Source organism: Allobrachymonas wangyanguii, assembly GCF_045055315.1.
GTDB lineage: Bacteria > Pseudomonadota > Gammaproteobacteria > Burkholderiales > Burkholderiaceae_C > Brachymonas > Brachymonas wangyanguii.
In genome coordinates this window covers 1934401-1956376 of the sequence record NZ_CP173677.1, presented here as the reverse complement: position 1 = coordinate 1956376, position 21976 = coordinate 1934401, and the positions used below count along the sequence as shown (strand labels likewise).

Sequence of the window (21976 nt, the reverse complement as noted above, 5' to 3'; positions counted from 1 at the left end):
CATGTCTATTTTTACATTCGACACATCCTATTCGCTTGGAAAGGTTCGTCTGGTCGATACGCGCAAAATCAACATCCAGGTCAATAGTGATGAGGATTTGAGGAAGGCACGTGTTGGGCAGCTTGTTGCGCTCGCGCTGCCTGGTGCCGTAGAGGAATGGTTGATTGGCATCATAGAAAGGGTGGTAAAGACGCCTGTTCTCGAAGACATCCCTGTTCAGCAGGAAGAGGATACTACCGATGTCGCCGAACTGAATCTGCTGCGCGAAAGCGTTCATAACACGGTTCAACTGACATTGGTCGGTACCGTCGGACTGACGCACGAGAATAGCCCAAAATTCTCGCGATCTCTGGTTCAGGTGCCAGAGATCGATGCAGGGTGCTTCATCCTCCGTGACGCGCAGTTGCAGACATTCATGAACCTGCTTTCCAAAGAGGGAAAGACTGAGCATTCACTTGAGATTGGTCGCTACACCATTGATGAATCTGCAAAGGCCTACCTGGATGGGAACAAGCTGTTTCAGCGTCATGCAGCTTTGTTAGGCAGCACAGGCTCCGGTAAATCCTGGACTGTTGCCGCCATTCTCGAACAAGCATCCAAACTCCCTTCTTCAAGTCTGATCGTATTTGACTTGCACGGCGAATATCGTGAACTGAGTTATGCCAGGCATCTTCGGATTCCTGGGCCGGAAGAACTCGGCAAATCGGATCCGGCCTTACTCTTCTTGCCTTATTGGCTCCTCAACACCGAGGAGTTGCAAGCTATGTTCATTGATCGAAGTGAATTCAGTGCTCACAACCAGGTAATGGCTTTTCAGGACACTGTTGTAGCCGAGAAAAAGAAGACCCTTGAGTCTCAGGGCAAGACGGATGTGCTCAATGCCTTTACGCTGGACAGCCCTGTTCCATTTGATGTCCATTGCGTCATCTCCGAGTTGCGGCGACTCAACGAAGAAATGGTTCCTGGCGCAAACAACAAGGACAAGCAAGGCCCATTTTTTGGGCAGTTCAGCCGCTTGCTACTGCGTCTGAATAGCAAGGTCAGCGATAAACGCTATGGCTTTCTGTTTCAGGCACCCACGTCTGAACATGCCTATGACGCCATGGCTGAGTTGGTCAAGCGGCTCATGGACTACTCGGAAGACAAATCGCAGATAAAAGTCATCGACTTTTCAGATGTGCCAGCAGACATTCTGCCCGTGATCGTTGGGCTGGTTGCGCGCATCATCTATCAAGTCCAGTTCTGGATGGATCGAGACAAGCGCCGCCCATTGGCATTGGTCTGCGATGAAGCACACCTTTATTTGCCAAAGAAAGACGGGAAAAACCCTGTTGAGCAACGCGCCATCGAGAACTTCGAAAAGATCGCAAAAGAAGGGCGTAAGTACGGCGTTGCGCTCCTTGTCATCAGTCAGAGACCGGCCGATGTCAGCACAACGATACTGAGTCAGTGCAACAACGTCATCTCTTTACGTCTGACCAATGGTGATGATCAAAATACTGTCAAACGCTTGATGCCGGAAAGCCTGGAAGGACTGATGGATACGCTCCCCATCCTGGATATGGGAGAAGCCTTGGTAGTCGGTGATGCAGTACTGCTTCCCAGCCGAATCAAGATTCATGCGCCACAAGAACAACCGATCAGCGCCACGATTGAATTCTGGGATCGCTGGAGCGAAGCTCCGGGCACGCCTGATTTTTCGAAGGCAGTGGAAAACATGCGCAAGCAGAACAGGGCTTGATGATGGATGAACAACTGAACCTTGGGCGAGCCTCAAAAGACTCCAGCCCCGTCGAATGCCTCGGCCAGACCTTCCCCAGCGACGACGCACGGCGCGCGCATTTCCTTGCGCTGCTGGCCGAGAAGTTGAAAGACCCGGCATTCCGCAAGCAGGAAGGTTTCCCGCAGGGCACGGACGCAGCCATCCTCGCCATGTCCGACCCGCCGTATTACACCGCCTGCCCGAACCCGTGGCTGGCGGAGTTCGTAGCGCACTACGGCAAGCCCTACGACCCGGCAGTGAAATACAGCCGCGAGCCGTTGGCGATTGATGTGAGCGTGGGCAAGACCGACGCGATCTACAAGGCGCACAGCTACCACACCAAGGTGCCGCACCTGGCCATCGTGCCGTCCATCCTGCACTACACCCAGCCGGGCGATGTGGTGCTGGACGGTTTTTCCGGTTCGGGCATGACCGGCGTGGCCGCGCAGTGGTGCGGCACGGCTCCGGCCAGCTACCGGTTTGAGCAGGAGCAGACATGGAAGAAGGAAGGCCGCGCCGCGCCCAAGTGGGGCGCACGCCGCGCGGTGCTCAACGACCTGTCGCCCGCCGCCACTTTCATCGGCGCGAACTACAACATTCCCTTCGATGTGGACGCCTTCGCCAAGGCGGGCAAGCGACTGCTCCAGGCCGTGGAGCAGGACATCGGCTGGATGTACGAAACGCTGCATAGCGACGGCAAGACCCAAGGCCGCATCGAATACACGGTGTGGAGCGAAGTGTTCAGTTGCCCGGAATGCGCTGGGGAAGTGAATTTTCTGGACGAAGCCTTGGATGAGGAAACCAAGCGCGTTAAAGATGAGTTCCCATGCCCGCACTGCAATGCAGGACTGACGAAGAAGAAGCTGGAGCGGCTCTACGTCACCAAGCTGGATAGCGCCACCGGCACCACGCTGCAAGCGCCCAAGCGCGTGCCCAGCCTGATTGCGTATCGCGTCGGCAAAACGAAATACGAGAAGAAGCCCGATGCAGCGGACTTGGCGACACTGGCCAAGATTGATGCCTTGCCGCTGCCCGGCGATGTTCCCACCGTTGCGTTTCCCTTTGCGGATATGTGGGAAGCGCCGCGTATGCGTGACAAGGGGATCACCCACACTCATCACATGTTCCTGCCGCGTGCCGCGCAGGCAATGGGTGCGTTGTGGGCAAAGGCGCAAGCGCATCCTGATGCTCGCACACGCGCATTTCTCGTGTTTATGGTCGAGCAGGCAATTGCCGGTCTATCCGTCCTGAATCGCTACGGACCCACACACTTTTCTCAGGTCAATCGCATGCTTGCGGGCGTGTATTACGTCGCGGCACAGCATTCTGAATGCAGTCCTTGGTACATCCTCGACGGGAAGCTGGATCGATTGATCAAGGCGTTTCGTCAATATCACGCAAAACCTACAAACGCGGCAGTCACCACCGGTACGGCAGCAAGGCTGCCACTCGCTGATGACTGCATTGACTACATCTTCACCGATCCGCCTTTCGGCGAAAACCTGCCCTACGCGGAGCTGAATTTCATTGTCGAGGCATGGCACAGCGTGATGACGCAGGCCAAGCTGGACGCCATTGTTGATCGCGCCAAAGAGAACCGAGCGGCACAAAAGTCGGTGGATGACTACCGCAGGTTGATGGCGGCTTGCTTCAAGGAATACTTCCGCGTCCTCAAGCCCGGTCGCTGGATGACCGTGGTGTTTTCCAACACGCAGGCGGCGGTGTGGAACGGCTTGCAAACAGCGATGCAGGAAGCGGGCTTTGTGGTCGCCAACGTGTCTGCGCTCGACAAGCAGCAAGGCAGCTTCAAGGCGGTCACAACTGCGGTTGCCGTCAAGCAGGACTTGGTGATTTCTGCCTACAAGCCCAACGGTGGGCTGGAGCAACGTTTCGCCGAACGGGGTGCAACCTCGGAATCAGCATGGGATTTCGTCCAGACGCATTTGAAGCAACTTCCCGTGGTCAAGATGAAAGGCGGCGAACTGGAATTCGTCGCTGAACGCGACCCGCGCATCCTGTTCGACCGGATGGTGGCGTGGTTCGTGCGGCACAGCGCGCCCGTGCCGCTTTCCAGTCAAGAGTTTCAAGACGGCCTGCGCAGCCGCTTGCCCGATCGCGACGGCATGGTCTTTCTGCCCGAGCAAGTAGCCGAATACGACAAGAAGCGCGCGCAAACTGCACAAGCGCCGCAGATGGAGCTGTTCGTCTCCGACGAGCGCAGCGCCATCGACTGGGCAGCGGACTATCTGAAGGCGCGGCCTTCCACCTATCAGGACATCCACCCCGAGTTCATCAAGCAACTGGGCGCGGGCTGGAAGAAGCACGAAACCCGCCCGGAACTCTCCGCGCTGCTGGAAGCCAACTTCCTGCGCTTCGAGGGCGCGGGCGAAGTACCCAGCCAGATTCACCGCTACCTCTCCACCAACTACCACGACCTGCGCGGGCTGGAGAAAAACGACCCACGCCTGATCGCTAAGGCGCAAGACCGCTGGTATGTGCCCGACCCGAATAAGGCGCAGGACTTGGAGAAGAAGCGCGAAAAGGCATTGCTCAAGGAGTTCGAGCAGTACAAGACGTTCACGGGCCGCAAGATCAAAGAGTCGCGCCTGGAAGTGCTGCGCGCCGGTTTCCGCGATGCGTGGGCCAGGAAGGACTACGCCACCATCCTCGCCATCGCCCACAAGCTGCCGGACGAAACCCTGCAAGAAGACGAAAAACTGCTCACCCTGTACGACATGGCGCTGACGCGCAGTGAGGAGAATTAAATGGCTGTTATTGAAGGATTCCGCGTCCAGAATTTTCGGGCCTTGCGCGATGTGACGCTGGGCAAGCTCTCTGCCCAGCAGGAAGGCAGTCCGCTGACGCCTTTCACCGTTGTCATCGGCAAAAATGGCGTAGGCAAGAGTTCGTTATTCGACGCTTTCGGTTTTGTCGCCGATTGTCTGGCAACCGATGTGGAGACTGCCTGCGACATGAAGCAGCGTGGAGGGTTCGAGCGATTACGGTCCAAAGATGTCGAGGAGCCGATTCGCTTCGAAATCTACTACAGAGAAGCGCAGAACGAGCGCCCTATCACCTATGAGTTAGCTATTGACCTAGACAGTAGTGGTCGACCGTTCGTTTTGTCCGAAAGACTGAAGCAGCGCCGTAAAGGCCAGAAACATGGACGCCCGTTTCCATTCCTGCGCCTGGATCATGGTAAAGGCACCGTCTGGGCAGGAGAGGAAGCGGTTGACGACGAACTGGAAGAAAGCAATGCCAGCAGCTCAGTGGAGCTGACAGATCCACGCGAGCTGGGTATCTCGACCTTGGGCACATTGAAGGAACATCCACGCATCGGGCAGTTTCGCGATTTCCTCAAGGGGTGGTATCTGTCGTACTTCTACCCCGATGCCGCACGCAGCCTGCCCAGTGCTGGGCCGCAGCGGCACCTGAATGTGCATGGCGACAACATCGGCAACGTCGTACAGTTCATGGAGCGTGAGCACAAAGACCGCTTCAAGGTCATTTTGGATCGCATCGCCAGCAAGATTCCGGGCATCGCCAAAATAGATACCGAAGTGACGGCGGACAAGCGCGTGCTGCTGCGCTTCAACGATGGCGCATTTGGTGATCCTTTCTTCGCGCAACAAATGTCCGACGGCACGTTGAAGGTGTTTGCCTACCTGCTGCTGCTGGAAGATCCTGATCCGCCACCTTTCATCTGCATTGAGGAGCCAGAAAACGGCTTGTATCACAAGCTGCTGGAATCGCTTGCACAGGAGTTCCGTGCCCATGCCAGCGGCAAGAAACATGCGCCGCAGATTTTTGTGACCACGCACCAGCCGTATTTTGTGGATGCCTTGTCGCCGGAAGAAGTCTGGATTCTGGAGAAGGGTACAGACGGCTATTCGACGATACGTCGGGTTTCCGAGTTGGAAGTGGTCAGGAATCTGGTGGCAGAAGGTTTGCCATTGGGTGGTTTGTGGTACAGCGACTATCTCGATGAGGTTTGAGCATGCATATCGAGATACTGGTGGAAGATGCTTCCGGCGAGAAGCTGCTGGAAGCTGTACTGCCCAAGTTGCTTGGTGAGCAAGGCAATCCACATACTTGGCGGGTGCATTCATACAAGGGTATCGGTCGCATCCCAAAGAACTTGAAACCGGGTACCGACGCAAACAAAAGGATATTGCTTGATCGGTTGCCATCGGCTTTGCGCGGCTACGGAAAGACACCAGGCATTGATGCCGTGGTCGTGGTGGTGGACTCGGATCAACGCAACTGTGCGGAGTTCCTGGCCGAACTCAAAGTGCTGGTGGCGGCGTGCAATCCGGCACCAAACACGATGTTCCGGCTGGCCATCGAGGAGGTGGAGGCCTGGTACTTGGGCGACCAACAAGCGTTACAGGCAGCCTATCCACGCGTCAGGGTCGATGTGTTGGGCCGCTATGTGCAGGACAGCGTGTGCGATACATGGGAACTCCTGGCTGATGCTATTCATCCAGGCGGTTCTGCTGCCATCAAAAAAGCAGGCTGGCCGTTACCAGGGCAGATCAAATGCGAGTGGGCGGAAAAGATAGGGCCTTTGTTGGAGCCAAATCGTAATGTTTCACCGAGCTTTGGCAAGCTGCGCGATGGACTGCGCCGATTGGTTGCGGAGGGCGTTTGAACATGAAACTGGGCAGCCTGCTGCCGCACATCAACGACACCGGGACAGGTACGCTCAGGCCAAGGATCGAGCCGGGCCCAGGTTGGGACCAAGTTGGGCCTAAGTCGGGACTCAGTGCTGAGCAACAAGCGTTTTTGGCTCGGATGATCGGTAAACACGATGCTGCCACCTGGGTGCAGTGGGTGGGTTAATGAAGCAAACCGAGCGCAGCTTTTCTATTGGTGATTGGTGCTGGTTCACCCGGCAGGCGTCGCCGTGCCGGGTGATCGAGCGGCAGGATGTGTGGGGTGAAGTAGCCTACCGCGTGTGGCTGCCCGCCAAGGACGCCGTGGTGCGTGCCCGAGCGCTGGACTTGGCTTCGCTGGAAAGCGTGCGGCCGAGCGTGGAGCAGATTCTGCACACCACGGCGGCAGCCAAGCTGCTGGATGCGCTGGAAGACAACCTGCTGCTGGCACCGATCCAGTCCAGCGTGGTGCCGCTGCCGCACCAGCTCTACGCGTTGAACCGCGCGGTGAGCCGCGATCGCATCCGTTACCTGCTGGCCGACGAGGTGGGCCTGGGCAAGACCATCGAGGCCGGTTTGGTGCTGCGCGAATTGAAATTGCGTGGCCGGGTGAAGCGCATTCTTGTGGTGGCGCCCAAGGGGCTTGTGCGCCAGTGGCAGGCGGAAATGCGCCTGCACTTTGGTGAGGCATTTCAGTTCATCGAACCGTCCGAGCTGGCGGCCTTCCGCCAGTGGCGCAGCGGCGGCGCGGGCGAGGAGGAGAACCTTTGGCGCATGCACGACCAGGTGATCTGCTCGCTGGACTCAGTGAAGCCGATGGAGGGTCGGCGTGGTTGGAGCCTGGAGCAACTGAACAGCTACAACCGCGAGCGCTTCGAGGACCTGATTTCGGCATCGTGGGATCTGGTCATCATCGACGAGGCGCACCGCATGGGTGGTAGCAACGAGCAGGTGGCCCGCTACAAGCTGGGCGCCGCGCTGGCGGAGGCCTCGCCCTATCTCTTGCTGTTGTCGGCCACGCCGCACCAGGGAAAGACCGACCAGTTCATGCGCCTGATGCAGTTGCTCGACCGGGAAGCCTTTCCGGACGAAGGCAGCGTCAGCCGCGACCGGGTGCGGCCCTTCGTGATCCGCACCGAGAAGCGCGCATCGATCAACGCCGAAGGTCAGCCGCTGTTCAAGCCACGTGTCACCCGGCTGCAGGCAGTGGCCTGGCAGGCGCGACATGGCGCACAGCAACGCCTATACGAGGCAGTGACCGACTATGTGCGCCACGGCTACAACCAGGCATTGGCTGCCAAGCAGCGCCATATCGGTTTCTTGATGATCCTGATGCAGCGGCTGGTCACATCCAGCACGGCAGCCATCCGCGCGACGCTGGAGAAGCGTCAGGCCCTGCTCGATGCGCCGCAGCCGCAGGCGAATCTATTCGAGAACACCAGTACCGACGAATGGGCCGACCTCGACGGCCAGTCACAGGTGGATCTGGCTATGCAGTCCAGTGGCTGGGAGATGGAAAAGTCCGAAGTCGAGATGCTGCTGGAACTGGCGCGCGAAACCGAGGCCGCCGGTACGGACGCCAAAGCCGAGGCGCTGCTGGAGCTGATCTACAAGCTGCAGCAAGAGGAAGGCGACCCGGCGCTGAAGGTGCTGATCTTCACCGAGTTCGTGCCCACCCAAGCGATGCTGGCCGACTACCTGGAGAGCCGTGGCTTCTCGGTAACGACGCTCAACGGCAGCATGGATCTGGAAAGCCGCACCCGTGCGCAGCAGGCGTTCTCCAAGGATGTGCGCGTGCTGATTTCGACGGATGCCGGTGGTGAAGGTCTGAACCTGCAGTTCTGCCACGTCATCGTCAACTTCGACATGCCGTGGAACCCGATGCGGATCGAACAGCGCATTGGCCGGGTAGACCGTATCGGACAGAAGCATGTGGTGCGTGCGATCAACTTCGTGCTTGAAGACACCGTCGAACATCGCGTGCGCCAGGTGCTGGAGGAAAAGCTCGAGGTCATCGCGCAAGAGTTCGGCGTAGACAAGGCGGCCGACGTGATGGATTCGGTCGAGGCCGATCCGATCTTCGACGAACTGTTCGTGCATGGCCTGCAGAACCCGGACGCCATTGAGCAGGAGTGCGATGCCGTGGTGTCGCAACTGCGCTCCACGCTGGCGGAGTCAAAGAAGAATAGCGACCTGCTCACCACCGAACACGATCTGGATGCCGACGATGCCCGTAAGTGGCGTGACCATCCGGCGCAGTTCTGGTTGGAGCGTGCCATCACCAGTGGGTTGGCTGCTCGGGGTGGATCGGCGACCAAGATGGGCAATGCATGGCGAGTGAAATGGGCAGACGGCAGCGAGTCGGCTCAGGCTTGCTTTGACGCCCGCACGGCGGATGAGAACCCAGAGTTGGAATGGGTCACGATGGAAGACCCGCGCGCCCGCGCTGTGATCAGCGAGCTGCCGCGCTTTGTTGCCGGCCAGCCACTGCCGGTAATCCGGGTGACCGGCTTGCCGGATTCGGTGCGCGGCATCTGGTCGCTGTGGGAGATCAGCCTGGCGGCGGAAGGCTTGAGCCGGAAGCGCTTCCTGCCGGTGTTCGTCAACGAGGAAGGTCGCCCCTTCGTACCCACTGCCAAGCGCGTGTGGGACCTGCTGCTGACCGAGACCGTAGATGTTCATGCCGTGACCGGCGCCGAGGAGTCGGTGAAGTGGTTCGAGGCATCCCATGTGGCCGCCAGCGCCCAAGGCGAACGGATCTTCACCGAGCTGCTGAACGAGCACCGTGCCCGGCTGAAGGAAGAACGCGAGCGTGCGGTGTATGCCTTCGAAGCCCGAGGCCAGGCCATTGGGCGAATCGGCCTGCCCGCCGTGCGTGAGCACCGGCGCAAGCGACTGCAGCAGGAACACGATGCACGCATGGCCGCCCTGGAAGACATGGAGGCCAGCGTGCCGGATTTGAATGCCGTGATGATGGTGCGCGTCTCCGGCGATGTGATGCCCGGAGGACAGGTGGGATGAGCCAGTGGTCAGAACGCATTCTCAGCCACTTCACGGCCGATCTCACCCGACTCTGGGTGGCGTGCGACCCTGATGATGTGTTGCTCGACGAGAGGCTGTTGACCGAGCTGCGCGGTCGGGGCTTCGAGCTGATGCTGTACGAGGACCCATTTGCCTTCCGCGCGGAATATGAGGAGCGTTACCGCGCAGCATGGGATCGCGGTGAGGCGGGGCCAGCGCCCTCGCTGGTTCTGCATCTGCGCAGCGCCGATGCGAATGTCTTGCCGTGGGACATCGTGCATCACGGTCGTGTGGTCCGGCTCAGCCTTGCGGAGCTATTTCCGAAGCTGGCTTACAGCGCGGTACAGCAAGTCGAGCCGGAGCACTTTGCCGGGCTGTTTCATGCCCATCAGACCGAGCTGCAGTCGGCCAGGGGCGAGAACGAGTCGAAGGACTTCATCCTCGAACACGTCTACCAATTGGCGCCGAGATCCATTCGCAACCCAGTGGACTTCTGGCGCGAGCTGCTTCGGATGCACTTTGCCAACCGCTCGTTGCCACCGCTGTTCGCCCGGCACGCGTCAGGCATTATTCAGGGCAAGGGGCTGTTCACGGATCTGCCCGTCGCCACATGGCTGGCATCCAAGAGCACGCTGCTGCGCGTGGTGCAGGATGCGTGGTACCGCTATCTGAAGACCCAGGGGCTGGACGGAACCCGCACTGGCGAACCGCCGCCACCCGATTACATCGCCAAGCTCGATATCCCATTCGATCACTCCGATGTGCAGGTGCTGGTCGATTCCATGTTTCTCGACGGCAGCTTGCATCCGTTGGCGGTGCACAGCGTTCCGGCGGGGATGCCGAGCTGGATCAAGGCGGGAATTGTCCAGGACCCGGCGGCGTTGCAGGCTTTGGTGCTCAAAGGCATCGATGGCCTGATCGAGACGACCCCAACAGCGGCCTCTTCGCACAAGGACTGGAGTGAGTTCGCCAAACGCTACGGTGAGATTCTGGCCCGCACGCATGGTCTGCCAGGCACGGAAGGCAGCGAACACCTGCCGGTGATTCGAGAGCGGATCAAGACCTTGCAGGCCCAATCAGACGAGCATCTGCGAGCCTGGGTCGCAGCCAAGCATTACGCCGACCTGATCCTGCAGCCGGTGACCAAAGGCCCGGTGATGGTGCACCACGTGCCGCGCTTCTTGCGGCATCGGCGATCCGCCGGGGAAACCAAGCTGGCCTTGCTGGTTTTCGACGGGCTGGCCTTCGACCAGTGGGTGCAGATCCGCGAGCGCCTGATCGCCACCACGAAACGTTTCGCGTTCGACGAGGGAACCGCGTTCGCATGGCTGCCGACCGTGACATCGGTGTCGCGTCAGGCGCTGTTCTCGGGTCTGAAGCCGCGTGAGTTCGACGACTCCATCGACCGAACGGACAAGGAGGAATCCTTGTGGAAGACGTTCTGGCAGAACGAAGGCGTCAATCCGAATGAGGTGATGTATCGACGTGCGCTGCGTCAGACCCATCAGCTCGACGCACTGGAAGCGGATTTGATCGACCGGCGCCCGAAAGTGGTGGGCCTGGTCATTGATGAGGTGGACGATCGGCTCCACAAGGAGCGATCGAAGAAGGACGTGGCGATGTGGATCGGGAACTGGTTGACGACCGGTTTCGTCGACCGGCTGTTCTCGTTATTACTGGACAAGGGATACCACATCTATCTCACGGCGGACCACGGCAACGTGGAGTCCACCGGCGTCGGCAGGCCCAGCCAGGGCGTGATTGCCGAGACGCGCGGCGAGCGCGTGCGGGTCTACCGGAGTGAGCCATTGCTGGCCGATTCCGCTGCGGCCTATCCCACCACAGTGAGGTTGGACATCGCTGGACTACCCGCGAACTTCATGCCCCTATTCGCAGGCGGACGAACCGCCTTTGTGCCGGAGGGCGAGCAGGTGGTGGTCCACGGCGGGGTGTCGATCGAAGAGTTGATCGTGCCCTTTGTGAAAGTCAGTTATGTGATTGGTACCGAATGAATTCATCAGCCCCAAAAATAGGCTTTGATCGGTTCATTCAGCTTGATTGGGCGGCTGCGGCGCTGAATGTTCGTGCTGGCGCGGCTGGACTAGATGATCTGAATGCACTGCTCGATGCAGCCGGACTTGGCGCGGAAGCCAAGAAGAAAACACGCACCGTATTGAACCGGCTGTGGCTGGAGCCCCGCGCCGAGCTGGTCGACTACGCGGATCGTGGCGTGGCCATCCACAAGACGCAGCCGGACATTCCGGTCGCCGCGTTGTGTTGGGGCATGTCCGTGGCGACGTACCCGTTCTTTGGCAAGGTGGCCGAGCTGGTGGGCCGGCTATCCGCGATCCAGGGGGATTGCGCGTCGGCCGAAGTGCATCGCCGGATGAGCGAAACCTACGGAGAGCGCGAAGGCACTCGGCGCATGACCAACATGGTCATCCAGAGCCAGGCGAGCTGGGGCGCCGTGGAGCGGGTCGAGAAAGGCAAGCGCGTCATTCGCTTGCCACAGACGAGCATCGACAACGATGCGCTCACTGCTTGGCTGATCGAAGCTGCTGTCCGATACGCCGGCAAGCCCGTCTCCGTCCCGAGTCTGCAGTCGCTGCCCGTGCTGTTCCCGTTCAACTTGACGCGGCCCCTGGCCTACGTGGTGTCGAACAGCGCAAACCTGATGCTGCGGACTGAAGGACCGAGTAACCAACTGGTGGCCTTGAAGGCTAGTGAGGCATGAAAGAAAGATGTGCAACCTCCGCATAGATGTGAACACGGTCAGTGTCTTGTAAATTATTGAAGTCTCATAATTTCTGCTAAAACTTGCCTTCCGCCTACAACGTTGAGACCTTGCGCCTGTCGTGGTGAGGCAAGTAATGCATGAAAAATTGACCCCATTCGACCCCGCACAACACCTGCAATCTGATGAAGCTATCGACGTGTTCATGACAGGCGCGCTCGAGACTCAAGATCCGGGATTCATCGCCTACGCGATGGAAATCGTCGCGCGAGCCAGGTCCTGGGACGAGCCGCCTGCGTCTTGAGGCAGGTGGCTTTGGCATGAGCCATCCGGGTATTGCTGCCCCTATGATGACGTCTCTCCCAACACTTGCACATCCAGTCCAGCGGCCTCCCAGATGTCCACCCGCCTGTCTCACACCCAGACCCACACCGGCATCCTCTTCGCCCTCACCGCCATCCTGCTCTGGAGCAGCCTCGCCGCCCTCGGCGTCAGCCTGCGCCATGTGCCGCCGTTCCTGCTCACCGGCATCGGCCTGCTGGTTGGCAGCCTGGTCGCGGTGCCGCTGTCACGCGGGCAGTGGTCGCACTGGAAAGTGCCGCCCGGCACCTTGGTCATCGGCGTGCTCGGGCTATTTGGCTACCATGCCATGCTGTTTGCGGCCTTCCACTATGCACCGCCGCTGCAGGCCAACCTGATCAACTACCTGTGGCCGCTGGGCATGGTGGTGCTGGCGCCGCTCTACCTGCGCGGCCTGCACTGGCGCTGGCAGCACATCGCGGCGGCGCTGGTCGGCTTTGCAGGGGCCGTGCTGGCCTTGCTGGATGGTGGCCAGTCCAGCGCGGCGGCGGATGCCTTCCCGCAACGCTGGATCGGCTATGGCCTGGCGCTGGCAGCGGCATTCACCTGGTCCAGCTATTCGCTGCTATGCCAGCGCGTGCCGCCATTCCGCACCGCCGCCATTGGCAGCTTCTGCCTTGGTGCCGGCATCCTCTCGCTCATCATGCATGCGCTGTTCGAGCCCGCCATCGCGCTCGGCACGCAGGACTGGCTGCTGGTCGCCGCGCTCGGCATCGGCCCGGCCGGTGGTGCCTTCTTCGTCTGGGACGCGGCGCTCAAGCGTACCGACGCGCGTACCGTCGGCCTGCTGGCCTTCCTCACGCCGCTGCTGTCCACCATGCTGCTGCTAGTGACAAGCGGCCAGCCGTTCACGATCCGCATCGCTCTGGCTACACTGCTGATTGTGGGCGCCGCCGTGGTTGGCACGCGCTCCGGCTCCCGCTAAAGGACACAGCGCATGTACATCAGCCTGCAAGACATGTTCAAGATCGGTATCGGCCCCAGCAGCTCGCATACTGTTGGCCCGATGCGCGCCGCTCGGCGTTTTCTGCTGGAGCTGCCGGACGGTCTGCTGGCGCAGGCAGCGCGTGTCCAGGTTGAGCTGTTTGGTTCGCTGGCCCACACCGGCGTCGGCCACGGCACCGATCGTGCCGTGCTCATGGGCCTGTGCGGAGAGATTCCGGATGATGTCGATACCGGCAGCATCGCCAGCCGCATCCAGGCCATCGAGCAGGAGCAGCGCATTATCCTCATGGGCACGCAGGAGGTGCACTTCGAGCGCGAACGCGACCTGGTCTTCAACTTCGTGGACGAACTGCCGCTGCACACCAATGGCATGCGCTTCCGTCTCTGGGACGGGCAGGGCGCGCTGCTGGCCGAGCGCGAGCTCTACTCTATCGGTGGCGGCTTCGTCGTCGATGCCGATGAGCACTTCGTCGGCTCCGCCCGCGGCGCCGAGGTCGAGGTGCCATACCCCTTCAGCACCATGCAGGAGCTGCTTGCCCTGGCCGAGCAGGAGCAGCTGCCGATCAGCGATCTGCTCATGGCCAACGAATCCGCGCTGCATGGCCGCGACAACACCATCGCCTTCATCCGCCGCATTGCCGATCTGATGCTCGATTGCGTGGCACGCGGCATGCGCGCCGAGGGCGTGCTGCCCGGCGGCCTGGACGTGCCGCGCCGCGCGCGTGGCATGGCCGATCGCCTGACCGCTGCGCCACTGGCCGCGGCGGAATCGGCGATGAGCTGGGTCAGCGCCTGGGCCATCGCCGTGAATGAGGAAAACGCCTCTGGCGGCCGCGTCGTCACCGCGCCCACCAATGGCGCGGCCGGCGTCGTGCCGGCAGTCTTGCGCTACTTGATCGAGCGCCACGGCCACAGCGAGGAGGGCATCCAGCGCTACTTCCTGGTTGCCGCTGCGGTGGGCGGGCTGTGCAAGCGCAACGCCTCCATCTCGGGCGCGGAAGTCGGTTGCCAGGGAGAAGTCGGCTCCGCCGCAGCGATGGCGGCTGCCGGGCTGGCCGCCGCCATGGGCGCCAGCAATGCGCGTATCGAAAACGCCGCAGAAATCGCGCTCGAGCACCATCTGGGCATGACCTGCGATCCAATCGCCGGCCTGGTGCAAGTGCCCTGCATCGAGCGCAACGCCATGGGCGCGGTCAAGGCCATCAATGCCTGCTCCATGTCGCTGCTCGGCACCGGCGTGCACCTGGTCAGCCTGGACCAGGCCATCACCACCATGCGCGAAACCGGGCGCGACATGCAAAGTCGCTACAAGGAAACCTCGCTCGGCGGCCTCGCCGTCGTCTATTCGTTGCGGCAGGTGGAGTGCTGACAGCGCCTGGCAAAGACAGCAAAAAGGCGCGCCGCCGAAGCTGCGCGCCCTGTGGGTCAGGCAGGAGCTGACGCCGGTTTACAGCGCAGCCACCACAGCATCGCCCATCTCGGCGGTGCTGACCTTGGTCGTGCCTTCGGACCAGATATCAACGGTACGCAGACCCTGCTCCAGCACCTTCTGCACCGCCGCCTCGATGCGCGTAGCAGCCGCTTCCTGGTTCAGCGAGAAGCGCAGCATCATGGCGGCACTCAGGATCGTCGCCAGCGGGTTGGCAATGCCCTGGCCGGCAATGTCCGGCGCGCTGCCGTGGCTGGGCTCGTACAGGCCCTGGTTCTTGTCGTTGAGGCTGGCCGAGGGCAGCATGCCGATGGAGCCAGTCAGCATCGCCGCCTCGTCGGACAGGATATCGCCGAACATGTTGCCGGTCACCACCACGTCAAACTTCTTCGGTGCCTTCACCAGCTGCATCGCGGCGTTGTCCACCAGCATGTGGTCCAGCTCCACGTCCGGGTACTCCTTGGCGACTTCCACCACCACGTCTTTCCACAGCTGCGAGGTTTCCAGCACGTTGTTCTTGTCCACGCTGGTCAGGCGCTTGCTGCGCTTTTGCGCGGCCTGGAAGGCGGTGTGGGCAATGCGCTCGATTTCCGGGCGGCTGTAGCGCATCGTGTCGAAGGCTTCCTCGGTGCCGGGGAAATGGCCGTCTTCGGCGGTGCGGCGGCCACGCGGCGTGCCAAAGTAGATGTCACCGGTCAACTCGCGGATCAGCAGGATGTCCAGGCCAGCCACCAGCTCGGGTTTCAGGCTGGACGCGTTGACCAGCTCCTTGTAGCAGATCGCCGGGCGGAAGTTGGCGTACAGGCCGAGTGCCTTGCGCAGGCCCAGGATCGCTTGTTCTGGGCGCAGATGGCGTTCCAGCTTGTCGTATTTCCAGTCGCCCACGGCACCAAACAGCACGGCGTCGGCGGACAGCGCCAGGTTCAGCGTGTGCTCGGGCAGCGGATGGCCGTGCTTGTCGTAGGCGGTACCGCCGACGTCGGCGTATTCCAGCTCCAGATCCAGCTCCAGTGCGTTCAGCACCTTGACCGCTTCTGCAATGATTTCGTGACCGATGCCGTCACCGGGAAGAATGGCGATTTTCATGATGGGTATGTCCTGTTGAATGGGAAAAGCCCCGCCCGGCGGGCAGGGCTGGCAGGAGAGTCTGCCGGGTGCGGAATCAGATGGCGCGTGCCTTGGTCAGCCAGGGCTTGGCGTTCAGGCGCTTTTCTTCATAGGCCTTGATCTTGTCCACGTGGCGCAGCGTCAGGCCGATATCGTCCCAGCCGTTCAGCAGGCATTCCTTGCGGAACGGTTGCACCTCGAACGGGATCTCCTCGCCGTTCGGCTTGACGACCACCTGGCGCGGCAGGTCCACCGTCAGCTGGTAGCCTTCGGTGGCAGCCACTTCCTGGAACAGCGTGTCGATCACGGCTTCGGGCAGCACGATCGGCAGCAGGCCGTTCTTGAAGCAGTTGTTGAAGAAGATGTCGGCAAAGCTGGGTGCCAGGATAGCGCGGAAGCCGTACTGCTCCAGCGCCCACGGCGCGTGCTCGCGGCTGGAGCCGCAGCCAAAGTTGCTGCGCGTCAGCAGCACGCTGGCGCCCTGGTAGCGCGGCTGGTTCAGCACGAAGTCGGGGTTGGGCTGGCGGGCAGACTCGGGCTTGCCGGGCTCGCCCTTGTCCAGGTAGCGCCATTCGTCAAACAGGTTGGGGCCAAAGCCGGTGCGGCGGATGGACTTCAGGAACTGCTTCGGGATGATGGCGTCGGTATCGACGTTCTCGCGGTCGAGCGGGGCCACCAGGCCCTGGTGGATGGTGAACTTTTGCATGGTAATCGTGTAGGGGAAGAAGCGCCTTCCGGCCGCAGCCGGAAGGCGGGGTTGCAGTCTTAGTTGGCGGCGCGTTCGATGGCGCTGCCAGTGGCCTTCACGTCCTGGCCAATGCCCTGGACAGTGTTGCAGGCGCTCAGCGTCAGCATGGCGGCCAGGACAGCACAGATAGCGGTGATTTTCTTCATGGGATTCTCCTTCTGGGGGAAAGTCAACGGCGGTTCAGGCCGTTCATGCAAAAGCACGGACATCCACGAAATGCCCGTGAACCGCGGCCGCCGCGGCCATGGCCGGGCTGACGAGGTGCGTGCGGCCACCAGCACCCTGGCGGCCTTCAAAGTTGCGGTTACTGGTGCTGGCGCAGCGTTCGCCCGGCTCCAGACGATCGGCGTTCATTGCCAGGCACATGCTGCAGCCCGGTTCGCGCCATTCAAAACCGGCATCGATAAAGATCTGGTGCAGGCCTTCCTGCTCGGCTTGCGCCTTCACCAGGCCAGAGCCCGGCACCACCAGCGCCAGCTTGACGTTGGCGGCCACTTGCTTGCCCAGCTTCTGCACCATGGCAGCGGCGGCACGCATGTCCTCGATGCGGCTGTTGGTGCAGCTGCCGATGAACACCTTGTCCACGGCGATCTCGTTGATCGGCGTGTCGGCCTGCAGGTCCATGTAGACCAGCGCACGCTCCATCGCGGCACGCTTGCTGGCATCGCTTTCCTGCGCCGGGTTCGGCACGCGGGCGGTCACGCCCAGCACCATCTCGGGGCTGGTGCCCCAGGTCACCTGCGGCTCGATGGCACTGCCATCCAGCTCGACCACGCGGTCAAACTGGGCACCGTCATCGGACTTCAGCGTGTTCCAGTAGGCCACGGCCTCGTCCCATTCCTCGCCGCCGACAAAGGCGCCGGTTTCGGGATCAGTGCCCGGAGCAAACGGACGGCCCTTGACGTACTCGATGGTCTTCTCGTCCACTGCCACCATGCCGGCGCGCGCACCGGCCTCGATCGCCATATTGCACAGCGTCATGCGGCCTTCCATGCTCAGGCCGCGGATCGAGCTGCCACCAAACTCGATGGTGTAGCCGGTACCGCCAGCGGTGCCGATGGCGCCGATGATGGCCAGCGCCACATCCTTGGCGGACACGCCAGGCTGCAGCTCGCCTTCGACCTTGACCAGCATGTTCTTGGCCTTCTTGGCCAGCAGCGTCTGTGTCGCCATCACGTGCTCGACCTCGCTGGTGCCGATGCCGTGCGCCAGCGCACCAAAGGCACCGTGCGTGCTGGTATGGCTGTCACCGCAGACCACCGTCATGCCGGGCAGGGTGGCGCCGTTCTCCGGGCCCATCACGTGCACGATGCCCTGGCGCTGGTTCAGGAAGGGGAAGTAGGCGCCAGCACCAAATTCCTGGATGTTGGCGTCCAGCGTCGTGACCTGTTCCTTGCTGGTCGGATCGGTGATGCCGTCATAGCCCAGCTCCCAGCCGGTAGTGGGCGTGTTGTGGTCGGCCGTGGCCACCACCGAGTTGATTCGCCAGAGCTTGCGGCCGGCTACGCGCAGGCCCTCGAACGCCTGCGGGCTGGTCACTTCGTGCACCAGATGGCGGTCGATGTAGAGCACCGTGGTGCCATCGTCTTCGGTATGGACGCTGTGCTCGTCCCAGAGTTTGTCGTACAGGGTTTGTGCCATGGTCTTCCTTCTCGCTATACAGGGAAATTTTACGCGGCAGCGGGCCGTTGCGGGCTGGCTGTCGTCAGGTGCTCCACCAGCAGCCGGGCCGGCTGCGGCAGGGTAGAAAAATCGCGCGCCACCAGTTGCAGCTGGCGCTGCGCCCAGGGATCGCGCAGCGGAATGCAGGCCAGCTGGCCGGCTCCGTGCAGCAGTTCAAAGGCGCGACGCGGCATGATGCCCACGCCCAGTCCATTGTCGATCATGCGGCACATCGCATCCAGCCCGGTGACGCGGATGCGCAGCCGGATGCTCTGGCCCGCGCGCAGCGCGGCTTGGCGCATGGCGCGGTTGATCGAGCTGTTGCTGTGCAGGCCAACCTGGTCGTAGGGCAGGGCATCGGCATAGTCGATGCTCTCCTGCTGCGCCAGCGGATGCTGCTGCGGCGTGATCAGCACCAGCTGGTCCTGGCGGTAGGGGCGTGTCTGCAGCCCCTGGTGTTCCAGCGCCAGATAGCAGATGCCCAGATCGGCCGCGCCTTCCTGCACCGCACGCGCCACCTCGTTGCTCAGGTGTTCTTCCAGATCAATCTTGATGTGTTCGTGGGTGCGTGCAAAACTGCCCAGGTCTTCCGGCAGAAACTGCACGATCGCCGAAATGCTCGCATGCACCCGCACATGGCCGCGCACGCCTTCGGCATACTCGCCCAGCTCGGCCTGCATCTTGTCCAGGCCGTAGATCAGCGCGCGCGCGTGGTGCAGCAGGCTTTCACCGGCTGCCGTCAGCGTTACGCCACGCGCATGGCGCTCCAGCAAGGGCGTGCGGAAGATCGCCTCCAGATCGCTCATGCGCTTGCTCACCGCCGAAGCCGCAATGAACTCGCGCTCTGCCGCACGGCCGATACTGCCCAGCTCGCAGACGCTGACGAACAGCTGCAGCGAGGTCAAGTCGACATGACGGGCAAGATTGCGATCGGGAGCCATGAAAACAGGTTGAGCATCGTGGTTCAAGAGGGGATATGGCATTTTCTCATGAGTTTCCACGTTTACCCATCTCTACGCGCGATGGCTAGCCTGCTGATTCACGAGCAGCGCAGGCACAAAAAACCCGCCGTGCCGGAGCAGGGCGGGTGCCGTGGCAGGGGCAGTCAGACTGCCCCGTGTCGCACAGGACGGCTGGCGGATCAGCGCTTGAAGCTGTCCGGCACGTCGCGGCGCGGAGAGCCGGTGTACAGCTGGCGCGGACGGCCAATCTTGTATTCCGGATCGCTGATCATCTCGTTCAGCTGCGCGATCCAGCCCACGGTACGGGCCAGCGCGAAGATGCCGGTGAACAGGTTGACCGGGATACCGATCGCGCGCTGCACGATGCCGGAGTAGAAGTCCACGTTCGGGTACAGCTTGCGCTGGACGAAGTAGTCGTCTTCCAGGGCGATGCGCTCCAGCTCCTTGGCCAGGGCGAACAGCGGATCCTTTTCCAGGCCCAGCTCGGCCAGCACTTCGTTGCAGGTTTCCTGCATCAGCTTGGCGCGCGGGTCGTAGTTCTTGTACACGCGGTGACCAAAGCCCATCAGGCGCACGCCGGAGTTCTTGTCCTTGACCTGCTCCATGAACTCGCCCACCTTGGCCACGCCGCCCATCTTCTGGATGTCTTCCAGCATGTTCAGGCAGGCTTCGTTGGCGCCACCGTGAGCGGGGCCCCACAGGCAGGCTACACCGGCAGCGATGGCTGCAAACGGGTTGGTGCCGGAAGAACCGCACAGGCGCACGGTAGAAGTGGAAGCGTTCTGCTCGTGGTCAGCGTGCAGGATGAAGATGCGGTCCAGCGCCTTCTCGATCACCGGGTTGACCTTGTACTCTTCGCAGGGCGTACCGAACATCATGCGCAGGAAGTTGCCGGCATAGCTCAGGTTGTTCTGCGGGTACATGTAGGGCTCGCCCTTGCCGTACTTGTAGGCCATGGCGACCAGCGTCGGCATCTTGGCGATCAGCTGGGTGGCAGCGATGTCGCGGTGCACCGGGTTGTGGATGTCGGTGCTCTCGTGGTAGAAGGCGGACATGGCGCCCACCAGGCCGGTCAGCACGGCCATCGGGTGCGCGTCACGGCGGAAACCACGCAGGAAGAACTGCATCTGCTCGTTCACCATGGTGTGGCTCAGCACCATCTTGTGGAAGTCTTCACGCTGTTGTGCTTCCGGCAGGTCGCCCTTCAGCAGCAGGTAGCAGGTGTCCAGGAAATCGCACTTCTCGGCCAGCTGCTCGATCGGGTAGCCGCGGTACAGCAGCTCGCCCTTGTCACCGTCGATGTAGGTGATGGCGGACTGGCAGGAGGCCGTGGACAGGAAACCCGGATCGTAGGTGAACATGCCAGTCTGGCCATACAGCTTGCGGATGTCGATGACGTCCGGACCGATGTTGCCGTGGTAGATGGGCAGTTCGATGCTGGGGTTGCCGTTGCTGAAGGACAGCGTGGCCTGGTTGTCGGCGAGTTTCATGTGGGAATCTCCTGGTGTAGTAATCGTGTTGACTTGGAAAAGAGCCGGTGGAGTACACCGGCACTTTTGTTAAGAGGATCTGGGGGTTCGCATGCGCTCCAGCAGGGACAGCACATCGGGCGTATCCAGCGGTGCAGTGGGTTCCTTGCGTCGCAGCATCAGATCCAGCAGATCGTTGTCCGCCAGGTCCATCAGGGCGTACATCGCCCTGGCTTCCCTGACTGTCATGGCGCTTCCGTACTTGTCCAGATAGCGCTCGATGAACAGGTCATTCTCCAGCAGGCCGCGCCGGCAGCGCCAGCGCAACTTGCTGTATTCAACCGGAGTGAGGCGGTCGTCGAGTTCGTCCATCGGCCAATCCGATCAGACGGTACGACGGACCATCAACTCCTTGATTTTGCCAATGGCCTTGGTCGGATTCAAGCCCTTCGGGCAAACATCCACACAGTTCATGATGGAGTAGCAGCGGAACAGGCGGTAGGGGTCTTCCAGGTTGTCGAGACGTTCGCTGGTGGCTTGGTCGCGGCTGTCGGCCAGGAAGCGGTACGCCTGCAGCAGGCCGGCCGGACCCACGAACTTGTCGGGGTTCCACCAGAAGCTCGGGCAGCTGGTGGAGCAGCTCGCGCACAGGATGCACTCGTACAGGCCGTTGAGCTCTTCGCGCTCTTCGGGGCTCTGCAGGCGCTCCTTCTGGGGCGGCGGCGTGTCGTTGATCAGGTACGGCTTGATCGAGTGGTACTGGTTGAAGAACATGGTCATGTCCACAATCAGGTCACGGATCACCGGCAGGCCCGGCAGCGGCTTCAGGACGATCGGGTCCTTCAGGCTGCGCAGGTTGGTCAGGCAGGCCAGGCCGTTCTTGCCGTTGATGTTCATGGCGTCCGAGCCGCACACGCCTTCACGGCAGGAACGACGGAAGGACAGGCTGGGATCCACGGCCTTCAGCTTGACCAGGGCGTCCAGCAGCATGCGCTCATGGCCTTCGAGCTCCAGCTCGATGGTCTGCATATAGGGCTTGGCATCCTTGTCCGGATCGTAGCGGTAGATCTTGAAAGTACGTTTTTGCATGAGATAACTCCAAATCGGTTGTCGTTGGCGCAG

At 61.4% G+C, this 21976-nt stretch carries 17 protein-coding genes; 9 read left to right on the top strand and 8 right to left on the bottom strand.

Translation table 11 applies throughout. The features are described from left to right. The first annotated feature begins 1 nt into the window (after nucleotide 1). The 9 genes from ACI3EV_RS09475 to ACI3EV_RS09435 all read left to right on the top strand — a co-directional run bounded on the left by ACI3EV_RS09475 (nucleotide 2) and on the right by ACI3EV_RS09435 (nucleotide 14846). Nucleotides 2-1741, top strand: a complete 1740-nt coding sequence (locus tag ACI3EV_RS09475) for an ATP-binding protein (protein WP_337690338.1) — start codon at nucleotides 2-4, stop codon at nucleotides 1739-1741. Then, on the top strand, nucleotides 1741-4527 hold the full coding sequence (locus tag ACI3EV_RS09470; RefSeq protein WP_337690570.1) for a DNA methyltransferase: 2787 nt from the start codon (nucleotides 1741-1743) through the stop codon (nucleotides 4525-4527). The genes ACI3EV_RS09475 and ACI3EV_RS09470 overlap by 1 nt, the downstream gene beginning before the upstream one ends. Beyond that, the gene (locus ACI3EV_RS09465) at nucleotides 4528-5757 is read left to right on the top strand and encodes an AAA family ATPase (RefSeq protein WP_337690340.1); all 1230 of its coding nucleotides are present in this window, start codon (nucleotides 4528-4530) and stop codon (nucleotides 5755-5757) included. 2 nt (nucleotides 5758-5759) lie between these two features. Next, a complete protein-coding gene (locus ACI3EV_RS09460; protein ID WP_270932598.1) occupies nucleotides 5760-6413 on the top strand; it encodes a DUF4276 family protein in 654 nt (217 codons plus the stop codon). A gap of 190 nt (nucleotides 6414-6603) precedes the next feature. Next, nucleotides 6604-9438: a helicase-related protein gene (locus ACI3EV_RS09455; RefSeq protein WP_337690345.1), complete on the top strand. Its 2835-nt coding sequence runs from the start codon at nucleotides 6604-6606 to the stop codon at nucleotides 9436-9438. Further along, complete coding sequence (pglZ, locus tag ACI3EV_RS09450; protein ID WP_337690347.1) at nucleotides 9435-11450, top strand: BREX-3 system phosphatase PglZ; 2016 nt, start codon at nucleotides 9435-9437, stop codon at nucleotides 11448-11450. Before ACI3EV_RS09455 ends, pglZ begins: the two co-directional genes overlap by 4 nt. Next, the gene (locus ACI3EV_RS09445; protein WP_329771276.1) at nucleotides 11447-12172 is read left to right on the top strand and encodes a hypothetical protein; all 726 of its coding nucleotides are present in this window, start codon (nucleotides 11447-11449) and stop codon (nucleotides 12170-12172) included. The genes pglZ and ACI3EV_RS09445 overlap by 4 nt, the downstream gene beginning before the upstream one ends. Nucleotides 12173-12569: 397 nt before the next feature. Beyond that, on the top strand, nucleotides 12570-13457 hold the full coding sequence (locus ACI3EV_RS09440; RefSeq protein ID WP_337690350.1) for a DMT family transporter: 888 nt from the start codon (nucleotides 12570-12572) through the stop codon (nucleotides 13455-13457). 12 nt (nucleotides 13458-13469) lie between these two features. Beyond that, complete coding sequence (locus ACI3EV_RS09435; protein ID WP_337690352.1) at nucleotides 13470-14846, top strand: L-serine ammonia-lyase; 1377 nt, start codon at nucleotides 13470-13472, stop codon at nucleotides 14844-14846. 78 nt (nucleotides 14847-14924) lie between these two features. Here ACI3EV_RS09435 and leuB read toward each other — a convergent pair whose 3' ends face one another. The 8 genes from leuB to ACI3EV_RS09395 form a co-directional block, all read right to left on the bottom strand. Then, the gene (leuB, locus tag ACI3EV_RS09430; protein ID WP_337690354.1) at nucleotides 14925-15992 is read right to left on the bottom strand and encodes a 3-isopropylmalate dehydrogenase; all 1068 of its coding nucleotides are present in this window, start codon (nucleotides 15990-15992) and stop codon (nucleotides 14925-14927) included. A gap of 76 nt (nucleotides 15993-16068) precedes the next feature. After that, the gene (gene leuD, locus ACI3EV_RS09425) at nucleotides 16069-16719 is read right to left on the bottom strand and encodes a 3-isopropylmalate dehydratase small subunit (protein ID WP_337690356.1); all 651 of its coding nucleotides are present in this window, start codon (nucleotides 16717-16719) and stop codon (nucleotides 16069-16071) included. Between the two features lie 59 nt (nucleotides 16720-16778). Further along, nucleotides 16779-16907, bottom strand: coding sequence for an entericidin A/B family lipoprotein (locus tag ACI3EV_RS09420; RefSeq protein WP_329771271.1), 129 nt, complete (start codon nucleotides 16905-16907; stop codon nucleotides 16779-16781). A 43-nt stretch (nucleotides 16908-16950) separates the two neighbouring features. Then, nucleotides 16951-18402, bottom strand: a complete 1452-nt coding sequence (leuC, locus tag ACI3EV_RS09415) for a 3-isopropylmalate dehydratase large subunit (RefSeq protein ID WP_337690359.1) — start codon at nucleotides 18400-18402, stop codon at nucleotides 16951-16953. Between the two features lie 29 nt (nucleotides 18403-18431). Next, nucleotides 18432-19364 carry a LysR family transcriptional regulator gene (locus ACI3EV_RS09410; RefSeq protein WP_337690361.1) on the bottom strand — a complete coding sequence of 311 codons (933 nt, stop codon included), beginning with the start codon at nucleotides 19362-19364 and terminating at the stop codon, nucleotides 18432-18434. Nucleotides 19365-19564: 200 nt separating this feature from the next. After that, nucleotides 19565-20875, bottom strand: a complete 1311-nt coding sequence (locus tag ACI3EV_RS09405; RefSeq protein ID WP_329771268.1) for a citrate synthase — start codon at nucleotides 20873-20875, stop codon at nucleotides 19565-19567. A 69-nt stretch (nucleotides 20876-20944) separates the two neighbouring features. Beyond that, the gene (locus ACI3EV_RS09400) at nucleotides 20945-21226 is read right to left on the bottom strand and encodes a succinate dehydrogenase assembly factor 2 (protein ID WP_329771267.1); all 282 of its coding nucleotides are present in this window, start codon (nucleotides 21224-21226) and stop codon (nucleotides 20945-20947) included. A gap of 12 nt (nucleotides 21227-21238) precedes the next feature. Further along, nucleotides 21239-21943 (bottom strand): succinate dehydrogenase iron-sulfur subunit, encoded by a 705-nt coding sequence (locus tag ACI3EV_RS09395; RefSeq protein ID WP_018715162.1) that lies wholly within the window; start codon nucleotides 21941-21943, stop codon nucleotides 21239-21241. Nucleotides 21944-21976: the final 33 nt, after the last annotated feature.

Excerpts from the sequence above, each read along its gene's own strand:
- ACI3EV_RS09435 (WP_337690352.1), top strand. The coding sequence starts at position 13,470 with ATGTACATCAGCCTGCAAGACATGTTCAAGATCGGTATCGGCCCCAGC.
- leuC (WP_337690359.1), bottom strand. The coding sequence starts at position 18,402 with ATGGCACAAACCCTGTACGACAAACTCTGGGACGAGCACAGCGTCCAT.
- ACI3EV_RS09475 (WP_337690338.1), top strand. The coding sequence starts at position 2 with ATGTCTATTTTTACATTCGACACATCCTATTCGCTTGGAAAGGTTCGT.
- ACI3EV_RS09405 (WP_329771268.1), bottom strand. The coding sequence starts at position 20,875 with ATGAAACTCGCCGACAACCAGGCCACGCTGTCCTTCAGCAACGGCAAC.
- ACI3EV_RS09455 (WP_337690345.1), top strand. The coding sequence starts at position 6,604 with ATGAAGCAAACCGAGCGCAGCTTTTCTATTGGTGATTGGTGCTGGTTC.
- ACI3EV_RS09470 (WP_337690570.1), top strand. The coding sequence starts at position 1,741 with ATGATGGATGAACAACTGAACCTTGGGCGAGCCTCAAAAGACTCCAGC.
- pglZ (WP_337690347.1), top strand. The coding sequence starts at position 9,435 with ATGAGCCAGTGGTCAGAACGCATTCTCAGCCACTTCACGGCCGATCTC.
- ACI3EV_RS09465 (WP_337690340.1), top strand. The coding sequence starts at position 4,528 with ATGGCTGTTATTGAAGGATTCCGCGTCCAGAATTTTCGGGCCTTGCGC.
- leuD (WP_337690356.1), bottom strand. The coding sequence starts at position 16,719 with ATGCAAAAGTTCACCATCCACCAGGGCCTGGTGGCCCCGCTCGACCGC.
- ACI3EV_RS09400 (WP_329771267.1), bottom strand. The coding sequence starts at position 21,226 with ATGGACGAACTCGACGACCGCCTCACTCCGGTTGAATACAGCAAGTTG.
- ACI3EV_RS09420 (WP_329771271.1), bottom strand. The coding sequence starts at position 16,907 with ATGAAGAAAATCACCGCTATCTGTGCTGTCCTGGCCGCCATGCTGACG.
- leuB (WP_337690354.1), bottom strand. The coding sequence starts at position 15,992 with ATGAAAATCGCCATTCTTCCCGGTGACGGCATCGGTCACGAAATCATT.
- ACI3EV_RS09460 (WP_270932598.1), top strand. The coding sequence starts at position 5,760 with ATGCATATCGAGATACTGGTGGAAGATGCTTCCGGCGAGAAGCTGCTG.
- ACI3EV_RS09440 (WP_337690350.1), top strand. The coding sequence starts at position 12,570 with ATGTCCACCCGCCTGTCTCACACCCAGACCCACACCGGCATCCTCTTC.
- ACI3EV_RS09445 (WP_329771276.1), top strand. The coding sequence starts at position 11,447 with ATGAATTCATCAGCCCCAAAAATAGGCTTTGATCGGTTCATTCAGCTT.
- ACI3EV_RS09410 (WP_337690361.1), bottom strand. The coding sequence starts at position 19,364 with ATGGCTCCCGATCGCAATCTTGCCCGTCATGTCGACTTGACCTCGCTG.
- ACI3EV_RS09395 (WP_018715162.1), bottom strand. The coding sequence starts at position 21,943 with ATGCAAAAACGTACTTTCAAGATCTACCGCTACGATCCGGACAAGGAT.